This window comes from Enterobacter sp. WCHEn045836 (genome assembly GCF_003965585.1).
GTDB classification, from domain to species: Bacteria; Pseudomonadota; Gammaproteobacteria; order Enterobacterales; family Enterobacteriaceae; genus Enterobacter; species Enterobacter dissolvens.
The window spans coordinates 289,293-313,650 of the sequence record NZ_RXPT01000004.1 but is presented as its reverse complement, the minus strand read 5'-3'; the positions used below and the strand labels follow the sequence as shown (position 1 = coordinate 313,650).

Sequence of the window (24,358 nt, the reverse complement as noted above, 5' to 3'; positions counted from 1 at the left end):
ATGAAACTGTCACGCGTGAGTGCGATTAACTGGAACCACGTTCAGGATGATAAGGACCTGGAGGTGTGGAACCGCCTGACCAGCAACTTCTGGCTGCCGGAAAAAGTGCCGCTTTCTAACGATATTCCGGCATGGCAAACCCTGAGTCACGCCGAGCAGCAGCTGACCATCCGCGTCTTTACCGGCCTGACGCTGCTGGACACCATTCAGAATACCGTCGGTGCCCCCGCGCTGATGGCCGATGCGCTGACGCCGCATGAAGAGGCGGTGATGTCGAACATCAGCTTTATGGAAGCGGTGCACGCCCGCTCCTACAGTTCGATCTTCTCGACGCTGTGCCAGACCAAAGATGTGGATGCGGCCTACAGCTGGAGTGAAGAGAGCGAGTCATTGCAGCGTAAAGCCAACCTGGTGCTGGATTATTATCAGGCCAATGAGCCGCTGAAGAAGAAAATCGCCAGCGTGTTCCTGGAATCTTTCCTCTTCTACTCCGGCTTCTGGCTGCCGATGTACTGGTCGAGCCGCGGCAAACTCACCAACACCGCCGATCTCATTCGTCTCATCATCCGGGATGAAGCGGTGCACGGGTATTACATCGGCTATAAGTACCAGAAAGGGCTGGAGAAAGTCAGTGATACCAGACGCGAGGAACTGAAAGGGTTTGCCCTTGATTTGCTGATGGATCTCTATGATAACGAGCTGAGCTATACCGAAGAACTGTACGCCGGAACCGGCTGGGAAGAGGAGGTAAAAGCCTTCCTCTGCTACAACGCCAACAAAGCGCTGATGAACCTCGGCTACGAGGCGTTGTTCCCACCGGAAATGGCCGACGTGAACCCGGCAATTCTGGCGGCCCTTTCCCCTAACGCTGATGAAAACCACGACTTCTTCTCCGGGTCCGGTTCATCGTATGTGATGGGCAAAGCGGTGGAAACGGAAGATGAGGACTGGGATTTTTAATGAGCGCCTTAACGTTCATTAATTAAATATAACTATTCCAGTTTCCTTCCGGATATTTCTCCTTCAGCTACACTGTCATCTCCACGACATATTCGCCTGAATCACTCCGATCCAGGCGAATTCTCCCGATGCCGCAGCAAAAAATTCAGAAAAATGCAGATCGCGCTCAGCCCTTTACTCATGGGAAATTCAGCCGTTTCGCTTACTGCAAAATTCAACCCATAAGCAAACCCAGGGTTGCCTCAGAATCTGAGTATGTTAGGGTTATGCCCGTTAACAATTTACCATGGTAATCATATCGACATAAACAAATAACAGGACACTCTCTATTGCATGGCAATTAAATTAGAAGTGAAGAATCTTTATAAAATATTTGGCGAGCATCCGCAGCGCGCATTCAAATATATTGAGAAAGGCCTTTCGAAAGAGCAAATTCTGGAAAAAACCGGGCTGTCGCTTGGCGTTAAAGACGCCAGTCTGGCCATTGAAGAAGGCGAGATTTTTGTCATCATGGGGTTATCCGGTTCGGGTAAATCCACTATGGTTCGCCTTCTCAATCGCCTGATTGAACCCACCCGTGGGCAGGTCCTGATTGATGGTGTAGACATTGCCAAAATATCAGAGGCCGAACTCCGCGAGGTGCGCAGAAAAAAGATTGCGATGGTCTTTCAGTCGTTCGCCCTGATGCCGCATATGACGGTACTGGATAATACCGCCTTTGGTATGGAATTAGCGGGCGTTGCCGCCAGTGAACGTCAGGAAAAAGCGCTGGATGCATTGCGCCAGGTAGGGCTGGAAAATTATGCCCATGCGTATCCGGATGAGCTTTCCGGCGGTATGCGTCAGCGTGTGGGTTTAGCCCGCGCATTAGCCATTAATCCCGATATTTTATTAATGGATGAAGCCTTCTCGGCGCTTGATCCTTTAATTCGCACCGAGATGCAGGATGAGCTGGTAAAATTACAGGCCAGACACCAGCGCACCATTGTCTTTATTTCTCACGATCTCGATGAGGCCATGCGTATTGGTGACCGCATTGCCATTATGCAAAATGGCGAAGTGGTGCAGGTCGGTACACCGGATGAAATTCTGAATAATCCGGCAAATGATTATGTGCGGACCTTCTTCCGCGGCGTGGATATTAGCCAGGTGTTTAGCGCCAAAGATATTGCCCGCCGTACCCCGAACGGCATTATTCGTAAAACGCCAGGCTTCGGTCCGCGCTCTGCCCTTAAGCTTCTGCAGGACGAAGACCGCGAATACGGTTATCTGGTTGAACGCGGCAATAAATTTGTCGGCGTTGTCTCCATCGATTCTCTCAAAACCGCGCTCAGCGAAAACCAGGGAATTGATGCGGCGTTAATTGACGCTCCGCTCGCCGTGGATGCCGAAACGCCGCTCAGCGAGTTGCTCTCTCACGTCGGCCAGGCACCGTGTGCTGTGCCGGTTATCGGGGAAGAACAACAGTACGTCGGCATCATTTCAAAACGAATGTTGCTGCAGGCTTTAGATCGCGAGGGGGCAAACAATGGCTGATCAATCTAACCCGTGGGGCACCACAGAGGCAGCAGACAGTGCTGCACAATCTGCCGATGCGTGGGGTTCCACGCCAGCACCGACCGATGGCGGTGGCGCGGCAGACTGGCTCAATAATGCGCCAGCACCGGCGCCAGAGCACTTCAATATTATGGATCCGTTCCACAAAACGCTGATCCCCCTGGACAGCTGGGTGACGGAGGGGATCGACTGGGTGGTCACCCATTTCCGTCCGGTCTTCCAGGGGATCCGCGTCCCGGTGGATTACATTCTCAACGGCTTCCAGCAGCTAATGCTGGGCATGCCCGCGCCGGTGGCGATTGTGCTGTTCTCGCTGATCGCCTGGCAGTTTGGTAGCGCAGGCATGGGGATCGCCACGCTGATCTCGTTGATTGCGATTGGTGCCATTGGCGCATGGTCGCAGGCGATGATCACCCTGGCGCTGGTGCTAACCGCCCTCCTCTTCTGCATTGTTATCGGTTTGCCGATGGGGATCTGGCTGGCGCGCAGTCCACGGGCGGCGAAGATCGTTCGGCCGCTGCTGGATGCGATGCAGACCACCCCAGCGTTCGTCTATCTGGTGCCGATCGTGATGCTGTTCGGTATCGGCAACGTGCCGGGCGTGGTGGTGACCATTATCTTCGCCCTGCCGCCGATTATTCGTCTGACGATACTCGGGATTAATCAGGTACCTGCGGATCTGATCGAGGCCTCCCGTTCGTTCGGTGCCAGCCCGCGGCAGATGCTGTTTAAAGTTCAGCTCCCGCTGGCGATGCCCACCATCATGGCGGGGGTTAACCAGACGCTGATGCTGGCGCTGTCGATGGTGGTGATTGCCTCAATGATTGCCGTTGGCGGGCTGGGCCAGATGGTGCTGCGCGGGATTGGCCGTCTCGATATGGGTCTGGCGACCGTCGGCGGCGTCGGCATTGTGATCCTCGCCATTATTCTTGACCGCCTGACCCAGGCTGTCGGTCGTGATTCACGCAGTCGCGGCAACCGTCGCTGGTATACCACCGGCCCTGTCGGGTTAATCACCCGTCCATTCATCAGATAATAAGGAACAACGATGCGACATAAGGTACTTTTTGCCACAGCGTTTGCCACCCTTGTCTCCACCAGTGCATTCGCCGCGGACCTGCCGGGTAAAGGCATTACCGTACAGCCGGTGCAGAGCACCATTTCGGAAGAGAGCTTCCAGACGCTGATCGTCAGCCGCGCGCTGGAGAAGCTGGGTTATACGGTCAATACGCCGAGCGAAGTGGATTACAACGTCGGCTACACCTCGATTGCCTCCGGTGATGCGACCTTCACTGCCGTCAACTGGCAGCCGCTGCATGACGATATGTACGCTGCGGCTGGCGGTGATAAGAAGTTCTACCGTGAAGGCAACTTCGTGACCGGTGCGGCGCAGGGTTATCTGATCGACAAGAAAACCGCCGACCAGTACCACATCACCAATATTGAGCAGCTAAAAGATCCGAAGATCGCCAGACTGTTCGACACTAACGGCGACGGCAAAGCCGATATGATGGGCTGCTCGCCGGGCTGGGGTTGTGAAGCGGTGATTAACCACCAGAACAAGGCGTACGGTCTGGCGAAAACCGTCGATGTGAGCCACGGCAACTACTCGGCGATGATGGCCGACACCATCGCCCGCTATAAAGAGGGCAAACCGGTGATCTACTACACCTGGACCCCGTACTGGGTGAGCGACGTGCTGAAGCCAGGTAAAGATGTGGTGTGGCTGCAGGTGCCGTTCTCCTCCCTGCCGGGCGAGCAGAAAGATATCGACACCAAACTGCCGAACGGCATGAACTACGGCTTCCCGGTGAATACGATGCATATCGTCGCCAACAAAGCCTGGGCGGAGAAAAACCCGGCCGCGGCAAAACTGTTCTCGGTAATAAAGCTGCCGCTGGCGGACATCAACGCCCAGAATGCGATGATGCACGCGGGCAAATCGTCTGAGGCGGATGTGAAGGGCCATGTTGACGGCTGGATTAAAGCCCACCAGCAGCAGTTTGATGGCTGGGTGAAGGAAGCGCTTGAGGCGCAGAAGTAAGTTTTTCCCCTCACCCCGGCCCTCTTAATCGTTCCCTCTCCCTGTGGGAGAGGGTTAGGGTGAGGGCACCAGACCGCACCATCCCCAAAACCGCACAATCCATCACCCGACAATCCCCCATCCTTCACAATCATTGGTTATTATTGTTTCCGGAAAAATAATCACTTAACTAATGATTTCTTAAACTCATGACAAAAACATCTCAGGGGCTTAGCCCCGCGCTTATTCTTTTAATGTCCGTGGCAACGGGTCTGGCGGTCGCCAGTAACTACTACGCGCAACCTCTGCTCGATACCATCGCCCGGGCGTTCAACCTTTCAGCCAGCTCGGCCGGCTTTATTGTCACCGCCGCGCAGCTCGGCTATGCCGCCGGGCTGCTGTTCCTGGTGCCGCTCGGGGATATGTTTGAGCGCCGGATGCTGATTGTCTCCATGACCCTGCTGGCCGCAGGCGGCATGCTGATCACCGCCAGCAGCCATTCTTTAACAATGATGATTATCGGCACCGCGCTGACGGGTCTGTTCTCCGTGGTGGCGCAAATTCTGGTCCCACTGGCCGCCACCCTCGCCGCACCGGAAAAGCGTGGCAAAGTGGTGGGCACTATTATGAGCGGCCTGCTGCTGGGGATTTTGCTGGCGCGTACCGTCGCAGGATTACTGGCAAGCCTTGGCGGCTGGCGCACCGTCTACTGGGTAGCAAGCGTGCTGATGGTGGCGATGGCGCTGGCGCTCTGGCGTGGCCTGCCAAAGGTGAAGCAGGAGAACCACCTGAACTATCCTCAGCTTCTGGCCTCCGTGTTCAGCCTCTTTACCCGGGATAAACTCCTGCGTACCCGCGCGCTACTGGGCTGCTTCACCTTCGCCAACTTCAGCATCTTATGGACGTCGATGGCGTTTCTGCTGGCCGCACCGCCGTTTAACTATTCCGAAGGGGTGATTGGTCTGTTTGGTCTGGCCGGTGCGGCGGGGGCGCTCGGCGCACGTCCGGCTGGCGGGCTGGCCGATAAGGGCAAATCCCACATGACCACCAGCGCCGGGCTGGTGCTGCTTCTGCTCTCCTGGGCGGCCATCTGGTACGGTCATACCTCCGTGCTGGCGCTGATTATCGGCATCCTGGTGCTCGATCTCACCGTGCAGGGAGTGCATATCACAAACCAGACCGTTATCTACCGCGTGAAGCCGGAGGCGCGAAATCGCCTCACCGCCGGTTACATGACCAGCTACTTTATTGGCGGTGCGGCAGGCTCGTTAATTTCCGCCTCGGCGTGGCAGCATGGCGGGTGGTCAGGGGTGTGCGCGACAGGGGCCGTTGTCGCCGCGCTAAACCTGGTAGTATGGTGGCGCGGATACCATCGTCAGGAAGCCATTCACTAAGTTTTACATAGCTTTGGGCCTCTTAGGGTGTAAAGGGGCCCCTCAGTCTGTTAATGTAAACGTAATCATTTATCCCAGAAATTTTAATGTGGGTGACATATTTTCAAACGGCATGAATAGTTCAGACCCCTGTCCTCACATCCTCTCTTTCGTGGGTTCACCCCCCTCTCTTTCTGTGCTCACCGGGTCACGGACTTACCCGGCGCTTTCTGATAGTGGCATAAGTTTGGCGGATTTAACCGCACAAATAATTCATTTACATTATTTGTCACTATCGTTACTATATCGGCTGTAATTAATGAGGTTATGCCCAAATGGATAGTTCGTTTACGCCCATTGAACAAATGCTTAAATTCCGCGCCAGTCGTCATGAGGACTTCCCGTATCAGGAAATCCTGCTGACCCGCCTGTGCATGCACATGCAGGGGAAACTGCTGGATAACCGTAATAAGATGCTGAAAGCTCAAGGGATTAACGAGACGTTGTTTATGGCGTTGATTACGCTGGAGTCTCAGGAAAATCACAGTATTCAGCCGTCTGAGTTGAGCTGCGCGCTGGGTTCGTCCCGTACTAACGCCACCCGTATCGCTGATGAGCTGGAAAAACGCGGCTGGATTGAGCGCCGTGAAAGCGACAACGACCGCCGTTGTCTGCATCTGCAACTGACCGACAAAGGTCACCAATTCCTGCGTGAGGTGCTGCCACCTCAGCATAACTGCCTGCACAAACTCTGGTCTGTCCTCAGCACCGCCGAGCGCGACCAGCTTGAGCACATCACTCGCAAGCTGCTCACCCGTCTGGATCAGATGGATGAAGACGGCGCTATCCTTGAGGCGCTGCGCTAACGCGACGACACGCTCGAATATCCAGATTTAAAAAAGAAAACTGACAGGCCAGCACGTGACACTGCTGGCCTTTCTGACAACAGGTCGGCGCAGCCGATGTGAAAATAAGAAGATCGTGGAGAACAACAATGAGCGCAAATGCGGAGAACACAACCCCGCAGCAACCGGCCAACAAGAAAGGCAAACGTAAGGGCGCCCTTCTTCTGTTGACCTTGCTCTTTATCATTATTGCCGTGGCATATGGGATCTATTGGTTTTTAGTATTGCGTCATGCTGAAGAGACTGACGACGCATACGTGGCAGGGAACCAGGTACAAATTATGGCGCAGGTGTCGGGCAGCGTGACGAAAGTCTGGGCTGACAATACCGACTTTGTGCAAAAAGGGGATGTGCTGGTCACGCTGGATCCGACCGACGCCCAACAGGCGTTTGAAAAAGCACAGACCGCGCTGGCCTCCAGCGTGCGTCAGACCCGTCAGCTGATGATCAACAGTAAGCAGCTGCAGGCCAACATCGACGTGCAGAAAACCGCACTCGCCCAGGCACAGAGCGACCTTAACCGCCGTGTGCCGCTCGGCACCGCCAACCTGATTGGCCGTGAAGAGCTGCAGCACGCCCGCGACGCCGTTGCCAGCGCCCAGGCGCAGCTGGATGTGGCCATTCAGCAGTACAACGCCAACCAGGCGATGATTCTCGGCACCAGCCTTGAAAACCAGCCTGCGGTACAACAGGCGGCGACCGAAGTCCGTAACGCATGGCTTGCCCTGCAGCGTACCAAAATCGTCAGCCCGATGACCGGCTACGTCTCCCGTCGTTCCGTACAGCCCGGCGCGCAGATTAGCCCAACCACGCCGCTGATGGCGGTCGTGCCGGCGGACAATCTGTGGGTTGATGCGAACTTCAAAGAGACGCAGCTCGCCCATATGCGTATCGGCCAGACGGCGACCGTCATCAGCGACATTTACGGTGATGACGTGAAGTACACCGGTAAAGTGGTGGGTCTGGATATGGGTACCGGCAGCGCCTTCTCGCTACTCCCTGCGCAGAACGCCACCGGTAACTGGATCAAAGTGGTTCAGCGTCTGCCTGTGCGTATCGAGCTGGATGCCAAACAGCTGGCTGACCATCCGCTGCGTATTGGCCTCTCCACGCTGGTGACGGTGGATACCGCCAACCGCGACGGTCAGATTCTGGCAAGCCAGGTTCGTAGCACCCCGGCTTATGAAAGTAACGCCCGTGAAATTAGCCTCGATCCGGTCAACAAGCTGATCGATGACATCGTGAAGGCAAACGCCGGTTAATCCGAAGGTGAGCGTTATGCAACAGCAAAAGCCGCAAAAACCGCTGGAAGGCGCGCAGCTGGTCATTATGACCATTGCGCTGTCGCTGGCGACATTCATGCAGGTGCTGGACTCCACCATCGCAAACGTGGCGATCCCGACGATCGCCGGGAACCTTGGCTCGTCGTTGAGCCAGGGGACCTGGGTCATTACCTCGTTCGGGGTGGCGAATGCCATCTCCATTCCGATTACCGGCTGGCTGGCGAAGCGCGTCGGGGAAGTGAAGTTGTTCCTGTGGTCAACGGTGGCATTTGTGCTGGCCTCCTGGGCGTGCGGCATGTCCAGCAGCCTGACGATGCTGATTTTCTTCCGCGTCATCCAGGGGATTGTCGCCGGGCCGCTGATCCCTCTCTCCCAGAGTTTGCTGCTGAGCAACTACCCGCCCGCGAAACGATCCGTCGCGCTGGCGCTCTGGTCAATGACCGTGATCGTCGCGCCTATCTGCGGACCGATTCTGGGCGGTTACATCAGCGATAACTACCACTGGGGTTGGATCTTCTTCATCAACGTCCCGATTGGCGCTGTCGTGGTACTGATGACGCTGCAATCCCTGCGCGGTCGCGAGACCCGCACCGAACAGCGGCGAATCGACAGTATTGGGCTGGCGCTGCTGATCCTGGGTATCGGCAGTCTGCAGATCATGCTCGACCGGGGTAAAGAGCTGGACTGGTTTAACTCGCAGGAGATCATCATCCTGACCATTGTCGCGGTGGTGTCGCTAAGCTTCCTGATTGTATGGGAGCTGACGGACGACAACCCGATAGTCGATCTCTCGCTGTTTAAGTCGCGAAACTTTACCATCGGCTGTCTGTGTATCAGCCTCGCCTATATGCTCTACTTCGGCGCGATTGTTCTGCTGCCGCAGCTGTTGCAGGAGGTGTATGGCTATACCGCGACCTGGGCGGGTCTGGCGTCTGCGCCTGTTGGGGTGATCCCGGTGCTGCTGTCGCCAATCATTGGCCGCTTTGCCCATAAGCTCGACATGCGTCGGCTGGTGACCTTCAGCTTCATTATGTATGCGGTGTGCTTCTACTGGCGTGCGTATACCTTTGAACCGGGGATGGACTTTGGCGCTTCTGCATGGCCGCAGTTTATTCAGGGTTTCGCGGTAGCGTGCTTCTTTATGCCGCTGACCACCATCACGCTGTCTGGCTTACCGCCTGAGCGTCTGGCGGCCGCGTCGAGCCTGTCGAACTTCACCCGTACGCTGGCGGGCTCCATCGGGACCTCGATTACCACCACCCTGTGGACAAACCGGGAATCGATGCACCATGCGCAGCTGACCGAAGCGGTGAACCCGTACAACCCGAATGCGCAGCAGATGTATAGCCAGCTTCAGGGGATGGGCATGACGGAGCAGCAGGCGTCCGGCTGGATTGCTCAGCAGATCACCAGCCAGGGGCTGATTATCTCGGCCAACGAGATTTTCTGGATATCGGCGGGGATCTTTATCGTCCTGCTGGGACTGGTGTGGTTTGCCAGACCGCCGTTTGGTGCCGGTGGTGGGGGTGGTGGCGCGCACTAGCCCTCTGCGGGGAAAGCCCGGTGGCGCTTCGCTTACCGGGCCTACGATTTGTGCACATCCGGCAAAACCCGCGCTGTTGTCCAAAACGCGACAGCAATTGTCACATCCGATAAAGCAGCGCGCCTGAAATCGATTCACGATAGTGAAAAGACAACAGGAGCGCATCATGCTGAACACACCCGCCGACAAGTACCAGCCTTACCCCGTTATTTCTCTTCCTGACCGCCGCTGGCCTGAGCAACGCATCACCCATGCCCCGCGTTGGCTCTCAACCGATTTACGCGATGGTAACCAGGCCCTTGCCGAACCCATGGACAGCTCGCGCAAGCTGCAGTTCTGGGATCTGCTGCTGAGCTGCGGGTTCAAAGAGATTGAGGTCGCCTTTCCTTCCGCCTCGCAGACCGACTTCAACTTTGTTCGCCAGTTGATTGAAGAGAACCGCATCCCGGATGACGTCACGATTCAGGTATTAACCCAGGCACGTGAAGACCTGATCGTCCGCACCTTTGAATCGTTACGCGGGGCGAAACAGGCCACCGTCCATCTGTATAACGCCACCGCCCCGCTGTTCCGCCGCCTGGTGTTCGGCCTGGAGAAAGCGCAAATCGTTGAGCTGGCAACACGCTCCACGCGGCTTATCCGCAAACTCTGCGAAGAGAACCCGGAAACCCGCTGGCAATACGAATACTCCCCGGAAACCTTCTGCTTTACCGAGCCCGAGTTTGCGCTGGAGATTTGTGAAGCGGTGGCGGAGATCTGGCAGCCCTGCGCCGAACGGCCCATGGTGATCAACTTACCGGCCACCGTGGAGGTCAGCACGCCAAACGTGTATGCCGATCAGATCGAGTATTTCTGCCGCCACTTTAGTCGTCGCACCGATGTTTGCATCAGCGTTCACCCGCATAATGACCGCGGCACCGGCGTGGCCAGCGCGGAGCTGGCGGTGATGGCGGGTGCGGACCGGGTGGAAGGCTGTCTGTTTGGCAACGGCGAACGCACGGGCAACGTCTGCCTGGTAACGCTGGCGATGAATCTCTACAGCCAGGGGATCAGCCCGAATCTCAACTTTAGCGATATGAACCGGGTGGTAGAAGTGGTGGAAGCCTGCAACCAGCTTCCGGTACACCCGCGCCATCCGTGGGCGGGACGGCTGGCCTATACCGCCTTCTCGGGCTCGCATCAGGACGCCATCAAAAAAGGCTTTGATGCCCGCAAATCGGGCGAGCGCTGGCAGATGCCGTACCTGCCCGTCGATCCGCAGGATATCGGCTGCACGTATGAAGCGGTGATCAGGGTTAACAGCCAGTCCGGGAAAAGCGGCAGCGCCTGGCTCATCGAGCAGAATCATGGTCTGAAGCTGCCCCGCGCGTTGCAGCAGGATTTTAGCCAGCATGTGCAGCAGGAGACCGATCGCCATGGTAAAGAGATGACGCAGCACGCCCTGTGGCAGCTGTTTCGCAGCCGCTACGGGCTGGTCGCAGACCCACACTTTGCCCTGCAATCTTATCGCAGCGACAGTCAGCAGGACGGTCAGTTACGTTTGACGGCAAGCGTCGTGACGCAGGGCGCAACGCGCCAGCTTGAAGGCCAGGGCAACGGGCTGTTATCCGCGGCCGCCAGTGGGTTAAGCCGCTGGCTCAACACCCCGTTTGTGATTAAAGACTACCACGAACATACGCTGGGGGAGCGCAGCGACAGCCGCTCGGTGGCTTACATCCGCTGCCTGTTCCAGGACGGCAGCAGCCGTTGGGGAGTGGGCATTGACAGTGACGTGGCGCGCGCCTCGCTCCAGGCGCTGTTTAATGCGGTGAGCTGTCTTTGAAGTAATCGCTGGGTGATGTCCCCATCACCCGGCGAAACATCGCGGTAAAGGCGCTGTGGCTACCGTAGCCCAGATCCAGCGCCACACGTAACACAGGCTGGCCCTGTGCCAGCCGTTGCAACGCCTCCAGCAGGCGCGCCCTTCTCAACCACTCTGCGTAGCGTAAACCGGTTTGCTGCTGAAAGTGGCGGTTCATCGTGCGCTCGCTCATGCCTGCGGTGCTCGCGGCCTCAGTACTGCTCCAGCTTTCACCGGGTGCCTGGCGGATCCGCTGGCAAAGCTGGCGTAACGGCTCGCTTTCCGGCTCCGGCAGATGAAACGGCAGCACTGGCATCAAACGGATCTCATCCAGAATCAGCTCATACACCCGCTCGTCCCGGCTTCCCGGTGAGTAAGACTCCTCAAGCTGCAGGGAGACAAGGATCAGTTCGCGTAATAGCGACGAGATCTGCACGATCTGGCAGGTCGCAGGGAGATCGGCCCGCGCCAGCGGATCGATAAACAGCGTGCGCGCCGCTACGTTGCCGGTGATGCGAAGCGAGTGTTGCGTTCCTGCTGGTAGCCAGACTCCCCGGCCCGGCGGAACCACCCAACAGCCCGATGCGGTATCCACTCTTACCACCCCGCTCAGGGTGTGCAGCAGCTGGGCACAGTCGTGCTGGTGCCACGGCTCGCTGTCACCATGAACGTAATCATGGGCAAACGGAACGAGGGGACGATGGGTAAAGGAGAAGGTAGACGTTGTGGTCATGGGTTAAACAACCCTCACCCTACCCTCTCCCGATGGGAGAGGGAAAAGGTGCACTAGATGTGCAGTTCCTGCAGTTTTTCTTTTGGCAGGGCCAGCTCTTCGTTGCTGTTGACGCGAACATCACGCTCGATGATGTGACGCGCGATCTCCTGGGCTTCTTCCAGAGAGTGCATCTGGTAGGTGCCGCACTGGTAGACGTTCAGCTCGGGGATCTGGTTCTGCTCTTTTACCTTCAGCACGTCCTGCATGGCCGCTTTCCACGCATCTGCGACACGCTTCTCTTCCGGCTGGCCGATCAGGCTCATGTAGAAACCGGTACGGCAGCCCATCGGAGAGATATCGATAATCTCAACGCCGTTACCGTTCAGGTGGTCACGCATAAAACCTGCAAACAGGTGTTCCAGCGTATGAATGCCTTTTTCCGGCATCACTTCTTTGTTAGGCACGCAGAAGCGCAGATCAAATACGGTGATCGTGTCGCCGTGCGGAGTGTGCATGGTCTTCGCCACACGGACTGCAGGTGCTTCCATACGGGTATGGTCGACAGTAAAGCTATCTAATAACGGCATACGTCACCTCCGATAGTGATTTTTTTTAAAATAAACTGAACTCTTCTACAGAATGCACGTCTGAGTATATGAAAGACGCGCATTTGTTATCATCATCCCTGAATTCAGAGATGTATATTTTGGCCACAGCGATGTGGCCTTTTTCTTTTCTGCTTAAGCCTGCCTTGCCAGAAACGCGTCAAACGACTCCGTATCTGCCGCTTCAACCTCTTTCTGACGTACAACAGACGCATCCCGTTCCGCGACAAAATCCGCTTCGCTCAGGATCTCTAATGGCTCATGCATCAGCATCTCACGGTACTCCGCAGAGAGGGCACGCCCTGTTCCGCCGATGCCCTGATCAATCATAGAACGCAGAATACGCGCTGAGAAAGTCAGCTCCGGGTTATCAAAGCATTCCACCAGCTGGTCGCAGACCTGTTGATACGCTTCGCCACCGTAAAGGCTGTCCATTGTCTGGGCCACGCGCTTCAGGTCGCGGAACAGATCTTTACCCACTTTCGGCAGCGGGAACTGCGCCGTTTCACAGCCAATACCCAACGTCAGGCCCGGTTTGCGCCCTTCGAGAATCACGCGGTTCCAGTTAGTGCGGGTACAGAGCAGTTCGTCTGAACTCATTTCCGGCGCATCGGCCAGCACACACCAGACCATAAACAGATCCAGGAAGCGAACCTGCTGCTCATCAACACCAACCGGCGAGAACGGGTTGATATCCAGTGAGCGCACTTCAATGTATTCGATCCCGCCGCGCTGCAGCGCATCCGACGGGGTTTCCCCGCTACGCGTCACACGCTTCGGACGAATTGGTGCGTACAGTTCGTTTTCAATCTGCAGCACATTGCTGTTGATTTGCAGACGTTTGCCGTCTTTTTCGAGGCCGATTTTCTCGTACTCTTCCGACGGGGTTTTGATCGCCCGCTTCAATCCTGCCACATATTCCTGCAATTCGTTAAACGTAATACCGAGATTGCTTTGCGATTTATTGGTATAGCCAAGATCGCTCAGGCGCAGAGAGGTGGCGTACGGCAGATAGTACATCCCGCACTCGGTCTTCTCGAACGGCAGCGTCGTCGGTTTCCCCTGCAGGAACGAGGAGCATATTGCCGGCGATGCACCAAACAGATAAGGAATAACCCAGCCAAAACGGTAATAGTTGCGGATCAGGCGGAAGTAACCCGCGGAGATCGCGTCCTTATCCGTTTCACCGCATTTCGCCTGCCAGAAAGCCATCGGCAACGAGAAATTGTAATGTACGCCTGAGATCGTCTGCATCAACGCGCCGTAGCGGTTTTTCAGCCCCTCGCGATACAGCGTTTTCAGTCGACCGATATTCGAGGTGCCGTATTGCGCCAGCTCAATCTCCTGCCCTTGCTCAATATAGCAGGGCATGCTGAGCGGCCACATGCGCTCATCACCCATATTACGGGCGGTGTAGCGATGGATATCGCGCAAAATCGTCAGCATATGATCAATATCACCGTCCACCGGAGTGATAAACTCCAGCAGTGCTTCAGCGAAATCGGTAGTGATCCATTTATGTGTCAGCGCCGAGCCTAACGCCTTCGGGTGACCCGTCGTCGCTAAGCTGCCATCCGCGTTTACGCGCAGCGTTTCACGCTCAAGACCACGCTGAATACCCTTCAGTGCCTGAGGGTGTTTTTCCAGCCAGGCCAGCGCCTGTGATACGTCCGGGATCAAATTGACCTCCCGCCTGTCAAAGTAATGTTACTCAGCATAATTGTAATGGTTGACGATTGAAGGTCGCGTATTCATTCCACCAATTAGTGCCACCACGTCATACCCTGTAGTGTTGCCCACGCCACAAGAACATAGCGCAACGCCTTGCCAAGGCACAAAAAAAAGAGCACCGGCCCCCAGGAGATGCGCATCCATCCCGCCAGCAGACACAGTAAATCGCCTATTACAGGCATCCAGCTTAATAACAGCGTGGCAGCGCCATAGCGTTTTAGCCAGCCGACTGCCTTTTCCTGCCAGCGCGATTTTTCACGCAGCGGAAAGAAACGCCCAAGAATAACGTTAGTCAGCCCTCCAAGGCTATTACCCATTGTTGCTATTAACACCAGCAACCAGGGCTGACTCACGCCAGACAACAGCATCGCCACCAGCACCACTTCCGAATTTCCCGGTAAGAGCGTAGCGCTTAAAAAACTGCTGGCGAATAATGATAAAAGTGACAGCGCGTCACTCACAGTAAGCGCACATCCACAGCATCCATTCCGGCTGCACGCGCGGCCTGAATGCCAAAGTCAGCATCCTCAAACACAACGCATTTCGCTGCCGGCACCCCCATTCGTTCTGCGCAAAGCAGAAAGGTGTCCGGTGCGGGTTTGTGATTTTTAACATGATCGGCGGCAACCACAGCAGAAAAATAGTGGCGCAGGCCAAGATGGTTGAGTAGCGCTTCGGCAATGGCACTTTCGCTGCCCGTGCCAACCGACATCGGGCGACGTCCGTGCCACGCTTTTACCACCTCAACAAGCGGCAGAGGCCGCACGGTGTCCAGCAGCATTGCTTTGACTGCATCGGTTTTTTCGCGCGCCAGCAGGTGCGGGTCGAGATCGGCCTGATTAAGCTCAATGACGGCCTGTGCGATACGCCAGGTAGGGGATCCGTTGAGGGCAATCATCGCCTGGAGATCGAAGCGCATACCGTAACGACCAAGGACGTCTGTCCAGGCTTTACGGTGCGTGGGTTCGGTATCCAGCAAGGTGCCATCCATATCGAAGATCAAACCGTCATACTGTGCGTACATCGTGCTCTCGCTAACCGATTAACAAAGGATTACTTTATCGTAAACGGGGGTTTTTGTCGCTGATTGCGAAGTGATAACAACGAGAGTGATTAAGAACTAAACATCGAAGGGAACAACAGAAGAGATGGTGCATCCGGGAGGATTCGAACCTCCGACCGCTCGGTTCGTAGCCGAGTACTCTATCCAGCTGAGCTACGGATGCATCGGGATTTACTACTGTACTGCTCGATATTCATATCACTTCTAAAGCAATATGAAGTAATAGATGGTGCATCCGGGAGGATTCGAACCTCCGACCGCTCGGTTCGTAGCCGAGTACTCTATCCAGCTGAGCTACGGATGCAAAATGGCGGTGAGGCGGGGATTCGAACCCCGGATGCAGCTTTTGACCGCATACTCCCTTAGCAGGGGAGCGCCTTCAGCCTCTCGGCCACCTCACCACACAACGCCTCTTTCGAGTGCTTCGAGTGACTCGTTAAGAGCTTCTCGTCGCTGCGTGGCGCATATATTACTTTCTGGGACTTATAAGTCAAACAATTTTCCAAAAGCTTTTATCGTTTGCACAAATCACAGGCAATTCGCATGTAAAAGCCGCAAAGAGGGTGTTTTATAAGCGGATTTTGCTGGCATCTTCACAGAAAACCTGTGCAGAAATGGCGGTGTTGCGACGAGTTAAGGGTAACGGAGTGGTTAAAAAGAGAGCGATTGAAATTAAACGGTAACTTTGAGCAGGAAAAATGACAGGAGGGGTTGCGTCTCGCCCGACAGCGAGACGCGATAATATCAGTAACTGGACTGCTGGGATTTTTCAGCCTGGATACGCTGGTAGATCTCTTCACGGTGGACAGATACTTCTTTAGGAGCGTTAACACCAATACGTACCTGGTTACCCTTCACCCCTAAAACTGTCACGGTGACCTCATCCCCAATCATGAGGGTCTCACCAACTCGACGAGTCAGAATCAGCATTCTTTGCTCCTTGAAAGATTAAAAGAGTCGGGTCTCTTGTATCCCGGCATTATCCATCATATAACGCCAAAAAGTAAGCGATGACAAACACGTAAAGTGTAAGCAGTCACGGCATCACATTCTGTTAAACGTAAGTTTAGCCGATATACACAAACTCAACCTGACTTTATCGTTATCGATAGTGCAGTGAACAAGACGCCATAACGTTACCGCTATGGCGTCTGTTTGTGCTTTGTAGTTATTACAGTTTCGCGCTTACCCAGCTTTCAACGCTGGCCAATGCCGCAGGAAGTGCCGCCGCATCCGTACCACCGGCTTGCGCCATGTCCGGACGACCGCCACCTTTGCCACCCACCTGCTGGGCGACCATACCAATCAATTCCCCTGCTTTAACGCGGTCGGTCACATCCTTAGAGACGCCCGCAATCAGAGAAACCTTACCTTCTGCCACCGTTGCCAGCACAATAACTGTCGAACCAAGCTGGTTCTTCAGATCGTCGACCATGGTACGCAGCATCTTAGGCTCAACACCTGCCAGATCGCTGACAAGCAGTTTAACGCCCTTAATGTCTACAGCCTTGCTGGAGAGGTTTGCACTCTCCTGCGCCGCAGCCTGCTCTTTGAGCTGCTGCAGCTCTTTTTCCAGCTGGCGGGTGCGATCCAGCGCAACACGCACTTTCTCGCCCAGGTTCTGGGTATCGCCTTTCAACAGCTGCGCAATGTCGTGCAACTGGTCGCTCTGCGCATGCAGGCTGGCAATCGCGCCTTCACCGGTCACCGCTTCAATACGACGTACCCCTGCCGCCGTCCCGGATTCGGAAACGATGCGGAACAGACCAATATCACCGGTACGTGATGCGTGAGTACCACCGCAGAGCTCGGTAGAGAAGTCGCCCATGCTCAATACGCGAACACGGTCGTCATATTTCTCACCAAACAGGGCCATCGCACCTTTTTTCTTCGCCGCGTCGAGATCCATAATGTGGGTTTCGATTGGCAGGTTACGGCGGATTTGCGCGTTCACCAGATCTTCCACCGCACGGATTTCAGACGGTTTCATCGCTTCAAAATGCGAGAAGTCGAAACGCAGCACTTTGTCGTTAACCAGAGAACCTTTCTGCGCAACATGCGTTCCCAGAACCTCACGCAGTGCAGCGTGCATCAGGTGCGTTGCCGAGTGGTTCAGACGGATGCGTGCACGACGCGCTTCGTCGACATTAGCCTGAACGCCCTCGCCCACTTTCAGGGAGCCTGAAACCAGTTTACCCAGATGACCAATCGCCTGGCCGTATTTCTGGGTGTCGCTCACGCTGAAGCTGAAACCGTTACCTTTCAGTTCGCCTTTATCGCCAACCTGACCACCGGATTCCGCATAGAACGGGGTTTTATCCAGAATGACAACCGCATCCTGACCTGCGCTGATGCTCTCCACGGCTTTGCCGTCAACAAACAGGGCGGTCACTTTGCCGGTCAGTTCCAGTGCTTCATAGCCTTTGAATTCAGACGCGCTGTCTACGCGGATCATCGCGTTGTAGTCTGCGCCAAAACCGCTGGACTCACGCGCACGACGACGCTGCTCTTCCATCGCCGCTTCAAAGCCCGCTTCGTCCACTTTGATGTTGCGCTCACGGCAAACGTCCGCCGTCAGGTCAACCGGGAAACCGTAGGTGTCGTACAGGCGGAAAGCAGTTTCGCCATCCAGCGTGTCGCCCTTAAGCTTAGCGAGTTCTTCATCCAGCAGCGCCAGACCGCGCTCCAGTGTACGTGCAAACTGCTCTTCTTCAGTCTTCAGAACGTGCTCAACCTGCGCCTGCTGGCGTTTCAGCTCGTCACCTGCAGAACCCATTACGCCAATCAGTGGCCCAACGAGCCTATAGAAGAAGGTGTCCTTCGCGCCCAGCATGTTGCCGTGACGGATAGCACGACGAATGATACGACGCAGCACATAGCCACGGTTTTCATTCGACGGAATAACGCCGTCCGCAATCAGGAACGCACAGGAACGGATATGGTCTGCGATTACGCGCAGTGATTTGTTGTTCAGATCGGTCGCGCCGGTCACTTCTGCAACGGCTTTGATCAGGGTGCTGAACAGATCAATTTCGTAGTTGGAGTTAACGTGCTGCAGAACAGCCGCAATACGCTCCAGGCCCATACCGGTATCAACGGACGGCTTCGGCAGCGGCTCCATGGTGCCGTCGGCCTGACGGTTGAACTGCATGAAGACGATGTTCCAGATCTCAATGTAGCGATCGCCGTCTTCTTCCGGGCTGCCTGGAGGGCCGCCCCAGATGTGGTCGCCGTGATCGTAGAAGATCTCGGTGCACGGACCGCAAGGACCGGTGTCACCCATCTGCCAGAAGTTGTCAGACGCGTACGGTGCGCCTTTGTTATCACCGATGCGAATAATACGTTCGCGCGGGATACCGACTTCTTTTTCCCAGATTTCGTAGGCTTCGTCATCGGTTTCATAGACGGTAACCCACAGACGCTCTTTCGGCAGGTTGAACCAGTTTTCACCGGTCAGCAGTTCCCACGCGTATTGAATCGCATCGTGTTTGAAATAGTCGCCGAAGCTGAAGTTACCCAGCATTTCGAAGAAGGTATGGTGGCGTGCGGTGTAACCGACGTTTTCCAGGTCGTTGTGTTTACCGCCCGCACGCACGCAACGCTGTGAGGTTGTGGCGCGGGAATAATTACGCTTGTCGAGACCAAGGAACACATCCTTGAACTGGTTCATCCCGGCGTTGGTAAACAGCAGAGTTGGGTCGTTGTTCGGTACCAGGGAGCTGCTGGCAACAACCTGGTGTCCCTTACTATGGAAAAAATCGAGAAACGCCTGACGGATCTCAGCGGTGCTCTTGCTCATAATTATCCTGAAATCAAGCTAACGAAATGTCGTAGCAAGCCGGTATCGGTAAACCCCTGGACAGACCTGCTACTGGAAAAAGTGGGAATAAGATAAGTTTTCTTTGGTGGGAAGTAAAATCCCGCATGCGTTCAATCGGCAAAATTACGCCAGATATCCTGAATATCTTCCATCAGAAAGCCGCGGTAGAGCAAAAAGCGCTGGATTTTGACTTTTTCTGAAAATTCACGCGGCAGCGGTTCACCGTATTTACGGATCGCCTGCTCTTTTGCCAGCACACACCAGTCCGTGTCACAGTCGCGCATCGCTTTTTCAATGGACTCACGGGCAACGCCCTTCTGGTTCAACTCCTGACGGATACGCGCCGGACCGTATCCCTTACGGCCACGGCTGGCCAGGAACCGGGAAGCAAAACGGTCATCATCCAGATAGTGATGCTCATAGCACCAGGCAATCACCCGGTCATAATCTTCCGCGGTGGCATCAATCTCTTCCGGCCCATTTTTACCCATCACCGGGGCCGACAGTTTACGCCGCAGCTCTTGTTCACTGTGGTCACGCACGGCAAGGATCCGCACCGCGCGGTCCAGTAATCGCGCATAAGCGGGTCGACGCGTTGTGGATTCACTCATAAAAAACCTGCTGGTTCAGAAATGCAAAAAGGGCCGCATCAGCAGCCCTTCATTTTTAAACGAAAGCCTTAAAAGTCTTCGTTAGTTTCTTCAGCATCCGCACCATCAACCACGAAATCAGGTTTAGAGTCCTGGTTGTTCAGCAGAAGCTCACGCACTTTCTTCTCGATCTCTTTCGCTGCAGCCGGGTTCTCTTTCAGCCAGGAGATTGCATTCGCTTTACCCTGACCAATTTTGTCGCCGTTGTAGCTGTACCATGCGCCCGCTTTTTCGATCAGCTTCTCTTTCACGCCCAGGTCAACCAGTTCGCCGAAGAAGTTGATACCTTCACCGTAGAGGATCTGGAATTCAGCCTGTTTGAACGGCGCGGCGATCTTGTTCTTCACGACCTTCACGCGGGTTTCACTCCCCACCACGTTTTCACCCTCTTTCACCGCGCCGATACGGCGGATATCCAGACGGACAGAAGCATAGAATTTCAGCGCGTTACCACCGGTGGTGGTTTCCGGGTTACCGAACATCACGCCAATTTTCATACGGATCTGGTTGATGAAGATCAGCAGCGTGTTGGACTGCTTCAGGTTACCGGCCAGCTTACGCATTGCCTGGCTCATCATACGTGCCGCGAGGCCCATGTGAGAGTCGCCGATTTCGCCTTCGATTTCCGCTTTTGGCGTCAGCGCAGCAACGGAGTCGACCACGATAACGTCAACCGCACCGGAACGCGCCAGCGCGTCACAAATCTCCAGCGCCTGCTCACCCGTGTCTGGCTGAGAACACAGCAGGTTATCGATATCCACGCCCAGCTTACGAGCATAAACAGGGTCCAGCGCGTGCTCGGCATCGATAAAGGCACAGGTTTTACCTTCGCGCTGCGCCGCGGCAATCACCTGCAGCGTCAGGGTGGTTTTACCGGAGGATTCTGGCCCGTAGATCTCTACGATACGGCCCATTGGCAGACCGCCCGCGCCCAGCGCGATATCCAGAGAAAGCGAACCGGTGGAGATCGTTTCCACATCCATGGTACGGTCTTCACCCAGGCGCATGATGGAGCCTTTACCGAATTGCTTTTCGATCTGGCCCAGTGCTGCCGCCAACGCTTTCTGTTTGTTTTCGTCGATAGCCATTATTACTCCTGTCATGCCGGGAGAAGCGACTGTGCTTCACCGTGGATTTCTGTTCTGTTGGTGCAATTATACTGTATAGTCATACAGTATCAAGTGTTTTGTAGAAATTGTTGCCAGAGCGTTTTTAACGCATAAACGGTGGCCTGACGACGCACGCTTTCACGATCGCCGCTAAAGCACTCGCGACGCGTGATCCCCTCACCTTTAGAGGTGGCAAAACCAAACCAGACGGTGCCGACAGGCTTCACGTCACTGCCGCCGTCCGGGCCCGCGATACCGCTAATAGAAATGGCATAATCCGCACGCGCCGCTTTTAGCGCACCAATTGCCATCTCAATCACCACCGGCTCACTGACCGCACCATGCTGTTCAAGTGTGGATTCGTGCACGCCAATCATTTGCGCTTTAGCTTCGTTACTGTAGGTCACAAAGCCGCGTTCAAACCAGGCGGAACTGCCTGCAATATCGGTAATCGCTTTAGCAACCCAGCCACCGGTACAGGATTCGGCAGTCGTGATAGTCGCGCCACGTTGCTTAAGCGCCAGTCCTACGACTTCGCTAAGCTGCATCAATTCATGGTCAGTCATTCTCGCTCCGGACATCAGAAAAACGTGCAGCACAAGATAGCACTTTCTCGTCAGATATGGAGATGAGGATCATGTTTTACGAGGGGGCTTCAGAAAAAAGCCGATGCGAAGGCACCGGCTGAAAAGAAGGTTACTTCATGCTCCTGGCGAGGGTATTCACGTTATGGCGAAACGCCTTCACGTAAGTATCCGCCACGCCGCCTTCGGCCGACAGCGCCTCCGGGTAAAGTTCGCCCCCCGGCTGCGCACCGGTGGCCGTGGCAATTTGTTTAACCAGGCGCGGGTCGAGCTGGTTTTCCATAAACCAGGTTTTCACCCCGTCCGCTTTTATCTGATTGATAATCTCAGCCACCTGCGCCGCGCTGGCTTCGCTCTCTGACGACAAGCCCTGCGGCGCAATAAAGGTCACGCCATAGGCGCGGCTGAAATAGCCGAAGGCGTCATGGCTGGTGAGCACTTTACGTTTTGCCTGCGGGATCTGGCTGAATTGCGTTTTGGCCCAGCTATCCAGTTGAGTCAGTTGCGCAATATAAGGTTTACCTGTCGCCTCCAGCGCCGCCTTATCATCAGGATCGGCTTTTACCAGCCCGGCGAGGATATTTTGCGCATACCGTGCCCCGTTCGCCGCACTGTTCCAGGCATGCGGATCGGTCACGGTTTTCCCGTCCTCTTCAAGCGTATGGGTTTTCACCCCGGTCGAGGCCACCACCAGCTGGCCTTTAAATCCGGAGGCCTTCACCAGCCGGTCGAGCCAGCCCTCCAGCCCCAGACCGTTTACCACCACCACATCGGCCTTGCTGAGCGCCGCGCTGTCTTTTGGGGACGGTTCGAAGGTATGCGGATCACCGTCCGGCCCTACCAGCGTAGTCACGTTGACCCGATCACCCCCCACCTCCCGGGTGATGTCTCCCAGAATGGAAAAACTGGTGACCACATTAAGCGTTTTTGCCATCACGCCCTGTGACATCATCCCGAGCGCGAGCGCCATTATTAACCCTGTACGTTTCATCATTTCCCCTTGCGTTAAAAAAGCGCACGCAGGCTGCCAGCCAGGTGGCTTCGTGTGCCAAATAAAACCGAAATAAAGAACAGTGCGCTGGCGGTCAGCACGATGGACGGTCCGGCGGGTAAACTCACCGCCCAGGAGAGGCTTAACCCCAGCCATGCGCAAAAAATGCCGCTGATGCCCGCCATGCATAACAACCCGGGCAGGGTGCGCACCCAGCAGCGTGCTGCTACCGCCGGAAGCATCATCAACCCGACGGCCATCAGCGTGCCGAGTACCTGGAATCCGGCGACCAGGTTAAGCACCAGCAGCGCCAGAAACAGGCCATGCAATAAACCAGGCAGCCAGCGGGCGTTGACCTGCAACCAGGCGGTATCAAACGCCTCGCTCACCAGCCCGCGATAGAAAATCGCCAGCGTCACCAGCGTGAAGATGCACACACCGGCCACAAACAGCGCGGCGTCGTTGTCCACCGCGAGAATAGAGCCAAACAGCAGGTGCAGCAGATCGACGTTCGAACCGCGCAGCGACACCAGCGTCACGCCCAGCGCCAGCGAGCCGAGATAGAACCCGGCAAAGCTGGCATCCTCTTTAAGCGGCGTGCGACGGCTGACCAGCCCGGCCACCAGCGCCACGACGATCCCGGCGATAAATCCGCCAATGCTCATTGCCAGCAGGGACATACCGCTCAGGAGATAACCCACCGCGACACCGGGTAAAATGGCGTGTGAAAGGGCATCCCCCATCAGGCTCATCCGGCGCAGTTGCAGGAAAACGCCCAGCGCCGTGGTGCTGACAGACAGCGCCAGGCACACCACCAGCGCGCGACGCATAAAGCCGTACTCAATAAACGGCTGAAAGAAAAGATGCCAGATCATGCCACCCTCACCCGTTCGGTTTTCCAGTGCGGGATATCCGTATCCAGCCGTAAGGTTTGCGGGAAGTGGCGTGATACGCGTTCGCTGTCATGCAATACCGCGAGCAGGGTTTGCCCCTGCATGTACATCTCAAGCATCAGATCCATCAACACGTTACAGGTGGCTTCATCGACGCCGCTAAAGGGCTCATCCAGCATGACCAGCGGCGCCTGTTGCACCAGGATCCGCGCAAACAGCATGCGCTGAAACTGGCCGCCGGAGAGTGCATCGATGGTAGATAACGCCATGGCGTCCAGCCCGACACGCTCCAGCGCGCTGGCAATGCGCGAGCGTGTTTCCCGACGAAAGCCGGAAAAGAGCGACACACGCGGCCAGCAGCCCATACTCACCACATCCTGCACCGTCAGCGGAAACTGCGCCTCAAGCGCGTGACGCTGTGCCAGCCAGCCAATCACCGGGCGTTTCTCCTGCCAGCGAAAACGGCCGCTTACCGGCGGAATAAACCCGGCGAGCGTTTTCAGCAGCGTGGATTTTCCGCATCCGTTGGCCCCGATAATGGCGGTCATGCTTCCGCGTTCAATCACGCCGGATATCGCACGCGTGACGGGGACACGGTCGTAACCCGCAATCAGTTCATCCATGACGATCATGGCAATGCCACCGCCCAGCGCACGGCCAACCCGATAAACACGATAATGACCAGCGCCAGCAGAAACCTAACTGCCGCAGAC

At 55.8% G+C, this 24,358-nt stretch carries 22 protein-coding genes and 3 tRNA genes; 9 read left to right on the top strand and 16 right to left on the bottom strand.

Translation table 11 applies throughout. The features are described from left to right. The 9 genes from nrdF to leuA all read left to right on the top strand — a co-directional run bounded on the left by nrdF (nucleotide 1) and on the right by leuA (nucleotide 11,466). Entirely contained in the window at nucleotides 1-960 is a 960-nt protein-coding gene (gene nrdF, locus EKN38_RS07660) for a class 1b ribonucleoside-diphosphate reductase subunit beta (protein ID WP_014833009.1), read from the top strand. 333 nt (nucleotides 961-1,293) lie between these two features. After that, complete coding sequence (proV, locus tag EKN38_RS07655) at nucleotides 1,294-2,496, top strand: glycine betaine/L-proline ABC transporter ATP-binding protein ProV (RefSeq protein ID WP_014833010.1); 1,203 nt, start codon at nucleotides 1,294-1,296, stop codon at nucleotides 2,494-2,496. After that, entirely contained in the window at nucleotides 2,489-3,553 is a 1,065-nt protein-coding gene (proW, locus tag EKN38_RS25725; protein WP_014833011.1) for a glycine betaine/L-proline ABC transporter permease ProW, read from the top strand. Before proV ends, proW begins: the two co-directional genes overlap by 8 nt. A gap of 12 nt (nucleotides 3,554-3,565) precedes the next feature. Then, nucleotides 3,566-4,561: a glycine betaine/L-proline ABC transporter substrate-binding protein ProX gene (gene proX / locus EKN38_RS25720; RefSeq protein WP_014833012.1), complete on the top strand. Its 996-nt coding sequence runs from the start codon at nucleotides 3,566-3,568 to the stop codon at nucleotides 4,559-4,561. 188 nt (nucleotides 4,562-4,749) lie between these two features. Continuing rightward, nucleotides 4,750-5,934: an MFS transporter gene (locus EKN38_RS07645; protein WP_014833013.1), complete on the top strand. Its 1,185-nt coding sequence runs from the start codon at nucleotides 4,750-4,752 to the stop codon at nucleotides 5,932-5,934. Nucleotides 5,935-6,248: 314 nt separating this feature from the next. Then, nucleotides 6,249-6,779: a transcriptional repressor MprA gene (gene mprA / locus EKN38_RS07640; RefSeq protein WP_014833014.1), complete on the top strand. Its 531-nt coding sequence runs from the start codon at nucleotides 6,249-6,251 to the stop codon at nucleotides 6,777-6,779. Between the two features lie 128 nt (nucleotides 6,780-6,907). Then, nucleotides 6,908-8,080, top strand: coding sequence for a multidrug efflux MFS transporter periplasmic adaptor subunit EmrA (gene emrA, locus EKN38_RS07635; RefSeq protein ID WP_014833015.1), 1,173 nt, complete (start codon nucleotides 6,908-6,910; stop codon nucleotides 8,078-8,080). Nucleotides 8,081-8,096: 16 nt separating this feature from the next. After that, the gene (emrB, locus tag EKN38_RS07630; RefSeq protein ID WP_014833016.1) at nucleotides 8,097-9,644 is read left to right on the top strand and encodes a multidrug efflux MFS transporter permease subunit EmrB; all 1,548 of its coding nucleotides are present in this window, start codon (nucleotides 8,097-8,099) and stop codon (nucleotides 9,642-9,644) included. A 166-nt stretch (nucleotides 9,645-9,810) separates the two neighbouring features. Continuing rightward, a complete protein-coding gene (leuA, locus tag EKN38_RS07625; RefSeq protein ID WP_014833017.1) occupies nucleotides 9,811-11,466 on the top strand; it encodes a 2-isopropylmalate synthase in 1,656 nt (551 codons plus the stop codon). Here leuA and EKN38_RS07620 read toward each other — a convergent pair. The 16 genes from EKN38_RS07620 to EKN38_RS07545 all read right to left on the bottom strand — a co-directional run bounded on the left by EKN38_RS07620 (nucleotide 11,444) and on the right by EKN38_RS07545 (nucleotide 24,277). Further along, nucleotides 11,444-12,217: an AraC family transcriptional regulator gene (locus tag EKN38_RS07620; RefSeq protein ID WP_014833018.1), complete on the bottom strand. Its 774-nt coding sequence runs from the start codon at nucleotides 12,215-12,217 to the stop codon at nucleotides 11,444-11,446. The two genes, leuA and EKN38_RS07620, sit on opposite strands and share 23 nt — an antisense overlap. 53 nt (nucleotides 12,218-12,270) lie before the next feature. Continuing rightward, complete coding sequence (gene luxS / locus EKN38_RS07615) at nucleotides 12,271-12,786, bottom strand: S-ribosylhomocysteine lyase (RefSeq protein WP_014833019.1); 516 nt, start codon at nucleotides 12,784-12,786, stop codon at nucleotides 12,271-12,273. Nucleotides 12,787-12,939: 153 nt separating this feature from the next. Then, nucleotides 12,940-14,484 carry a glutamate--cysteine ligase gene (gshA, locus tag EKN38_RS07610; protein WP_014833020.1) on the bottom strand — a complete coding sequence of 515 codons (1,545 nt, stop codon included), beginning with the start codon at nucleotides 14,482-14,484 and terminating at the stop codon, nucleotides 12,940-12,942. 83 nt (nucleotides 14,485-14,567) lie between these two features. Next, the gene (locus EKN38_RS07605; RefSeq protein ID WP_014833021.1) at nucleotides 14,568-14,996 is read right to left on the bottom strand and encodes a YqaA family protein; all 429 of its coding nucleotides are present in this window, start codon (nucleotides 14,994-14,996) and stop codon (nucleotides 14,568-14,570) included. After that, on the bottom strand, nucleotides 14,993-15,559 hold the full coding sequence (gene yqaB / locus EKN38_RS07600) for a fructose-1-phosphate/6-phosphogluconate phosphatase (RefSeq protein ID WP_014833022.1): 567 nt from the start codon (nucleotides 15,557-15,559) through the stop codon (nucleotides 14,993-14,995). Before yqaB ends, EKN38_RS07605 begins: the two co-directional genes overlap by 4 nt. 125 nt (nucleotides 15,560-15,684) lie before the next feature. Continuing rightward, nucleotides 15,685-15,761 (bottom strand) — tRNA-Arg (locus EKN38_RS07595). A gap of 64 nt (nucleotides 15,762-15,825) precedes the next feature. Beyond that, nucleotides 15,826-15,902 (bottom strand) — tRNA-Arg (locus EKN38_RS07590). Nucleotides 15,903-15,906: 4 nt separating this feature from the next. Next, a tRNA-Ser gene (locus EKN38_RS07585) sits at nucleotides 15,907-15,999 on the bottom strand. A 343-nt stretch (nucleotides 16,000-16,342) separates the two neighbouring features. Further along, nucleotides 16,343-16,528 carry a carbon storage regulator CsrA gene (gene csrA, locus EKN38_RS07580; protein WP_000906486.1) on the bottom strand — a complete coding sequence of 62 codons (186 nt, stop codon included), beginning with the start codon at nucleotides 16,526-16,528 and terminating at the stop codon, nucleotides 16,343-16,345. 241 nt (nucleotides 16,529-16,769) lie between these two features. Then, the gene (gene alaS, locus EKN38_RS07575) at nucleotides 16,770-19,397 is read right to left on the bottom strand and encodes an alanine--tRNA ligase (protein ID WP_014833023.1); all 2,628 of its coding nucleotides are present in this window, start codon (nucleotides 19,395-19,397) and stop codon (nucleotides 16,770-16,772) included. Nucleotides 19,398-19,528: 131 nt separating this feature from the next. Further along, complete coding sequence (gene recX / locus EKN38_RS07570; RefSeq protein ID WP_014833024.1) at nucleotides 19,529-20,029, bottom strand: recombination regulator RecX; 501 nt, start codon at nucleotides 20,027-20,029, stop codon at nucleotides 19,529-19,531. Nucleotides 20,030-20,097: 68 nt separating this feature from the next. Then, nucleotides 20,098-21,156: a recombinase RecA gene (gene recA, locus EKN38_RS07565; RefSeq protein ID WP_013098438.1), complete on the bottom strand. Its 1,059-nt coding sequence runs from the start codon at nucleotides 21,154-21,156 to the stop codon at nucleotides 20,098-20,100. A gap of 89 nt (nucleotides 21,157-21,245) precedes the next feature. Continuing rightward, nucleotides 21,246-21,743, bottom strand: coding sequence for a nicotinamide-nucleotide amidase (gene pncC / locus EKN38_RS07560; RefSeq protein WP_013098439.1), 498 nt, complete (start codon nucleotides 21,741-21,743; stop codon nucleotides 21,246-21,248). Nucleotides 21,744-21,873: 130 nt separating this feature from the next. Further along, the gene (locus tag EKN38_RS07555) at nucleotides 21,874-22,752 is read right to left on the bottom strand and encodes a metal ABC transporter substrate-binding protein (RefSeq protein WP_014833025.1); all 879 of its coding nucleotides are present in this window, start codon (nucleotides 22,750-22,752) and stop codon (nucleotides 21,874-21,876) included. Between the two features lie 14 nt (nucleotides 22,753-22,766). Next, nucleotides 22,767-23,627 carry a metal ABC transporter permease gene (locus EKN38_RS07550; RefSeq protein WP_014833026.1) on the bottom strand — a complete coding sequence of 287 codons (861 nt, stop codon included), beginning with the start codon at nucleotides 23,625-23,627 and terminating at the stop codon, nucleotides 22,767-22,769. After that, nucleotides 23,624-24,277, bottom strand: a complete 654-nt coding sequence (locus EKN38_RS07545; protein ID WP_014833027.1) for a metal ABC transporter ATP-binding protein — start codon at nucleotides 24,275-24,277, stop codon at nucleotides 23,624-23,626. Before EKN38_RS07545 ends, EKN38_RS07550 begins: the two co-directional genes overlap by 4 nt. Between the last annotated feature and the right edge of the window lie 81 nt (nucleotides 24,278-24,358).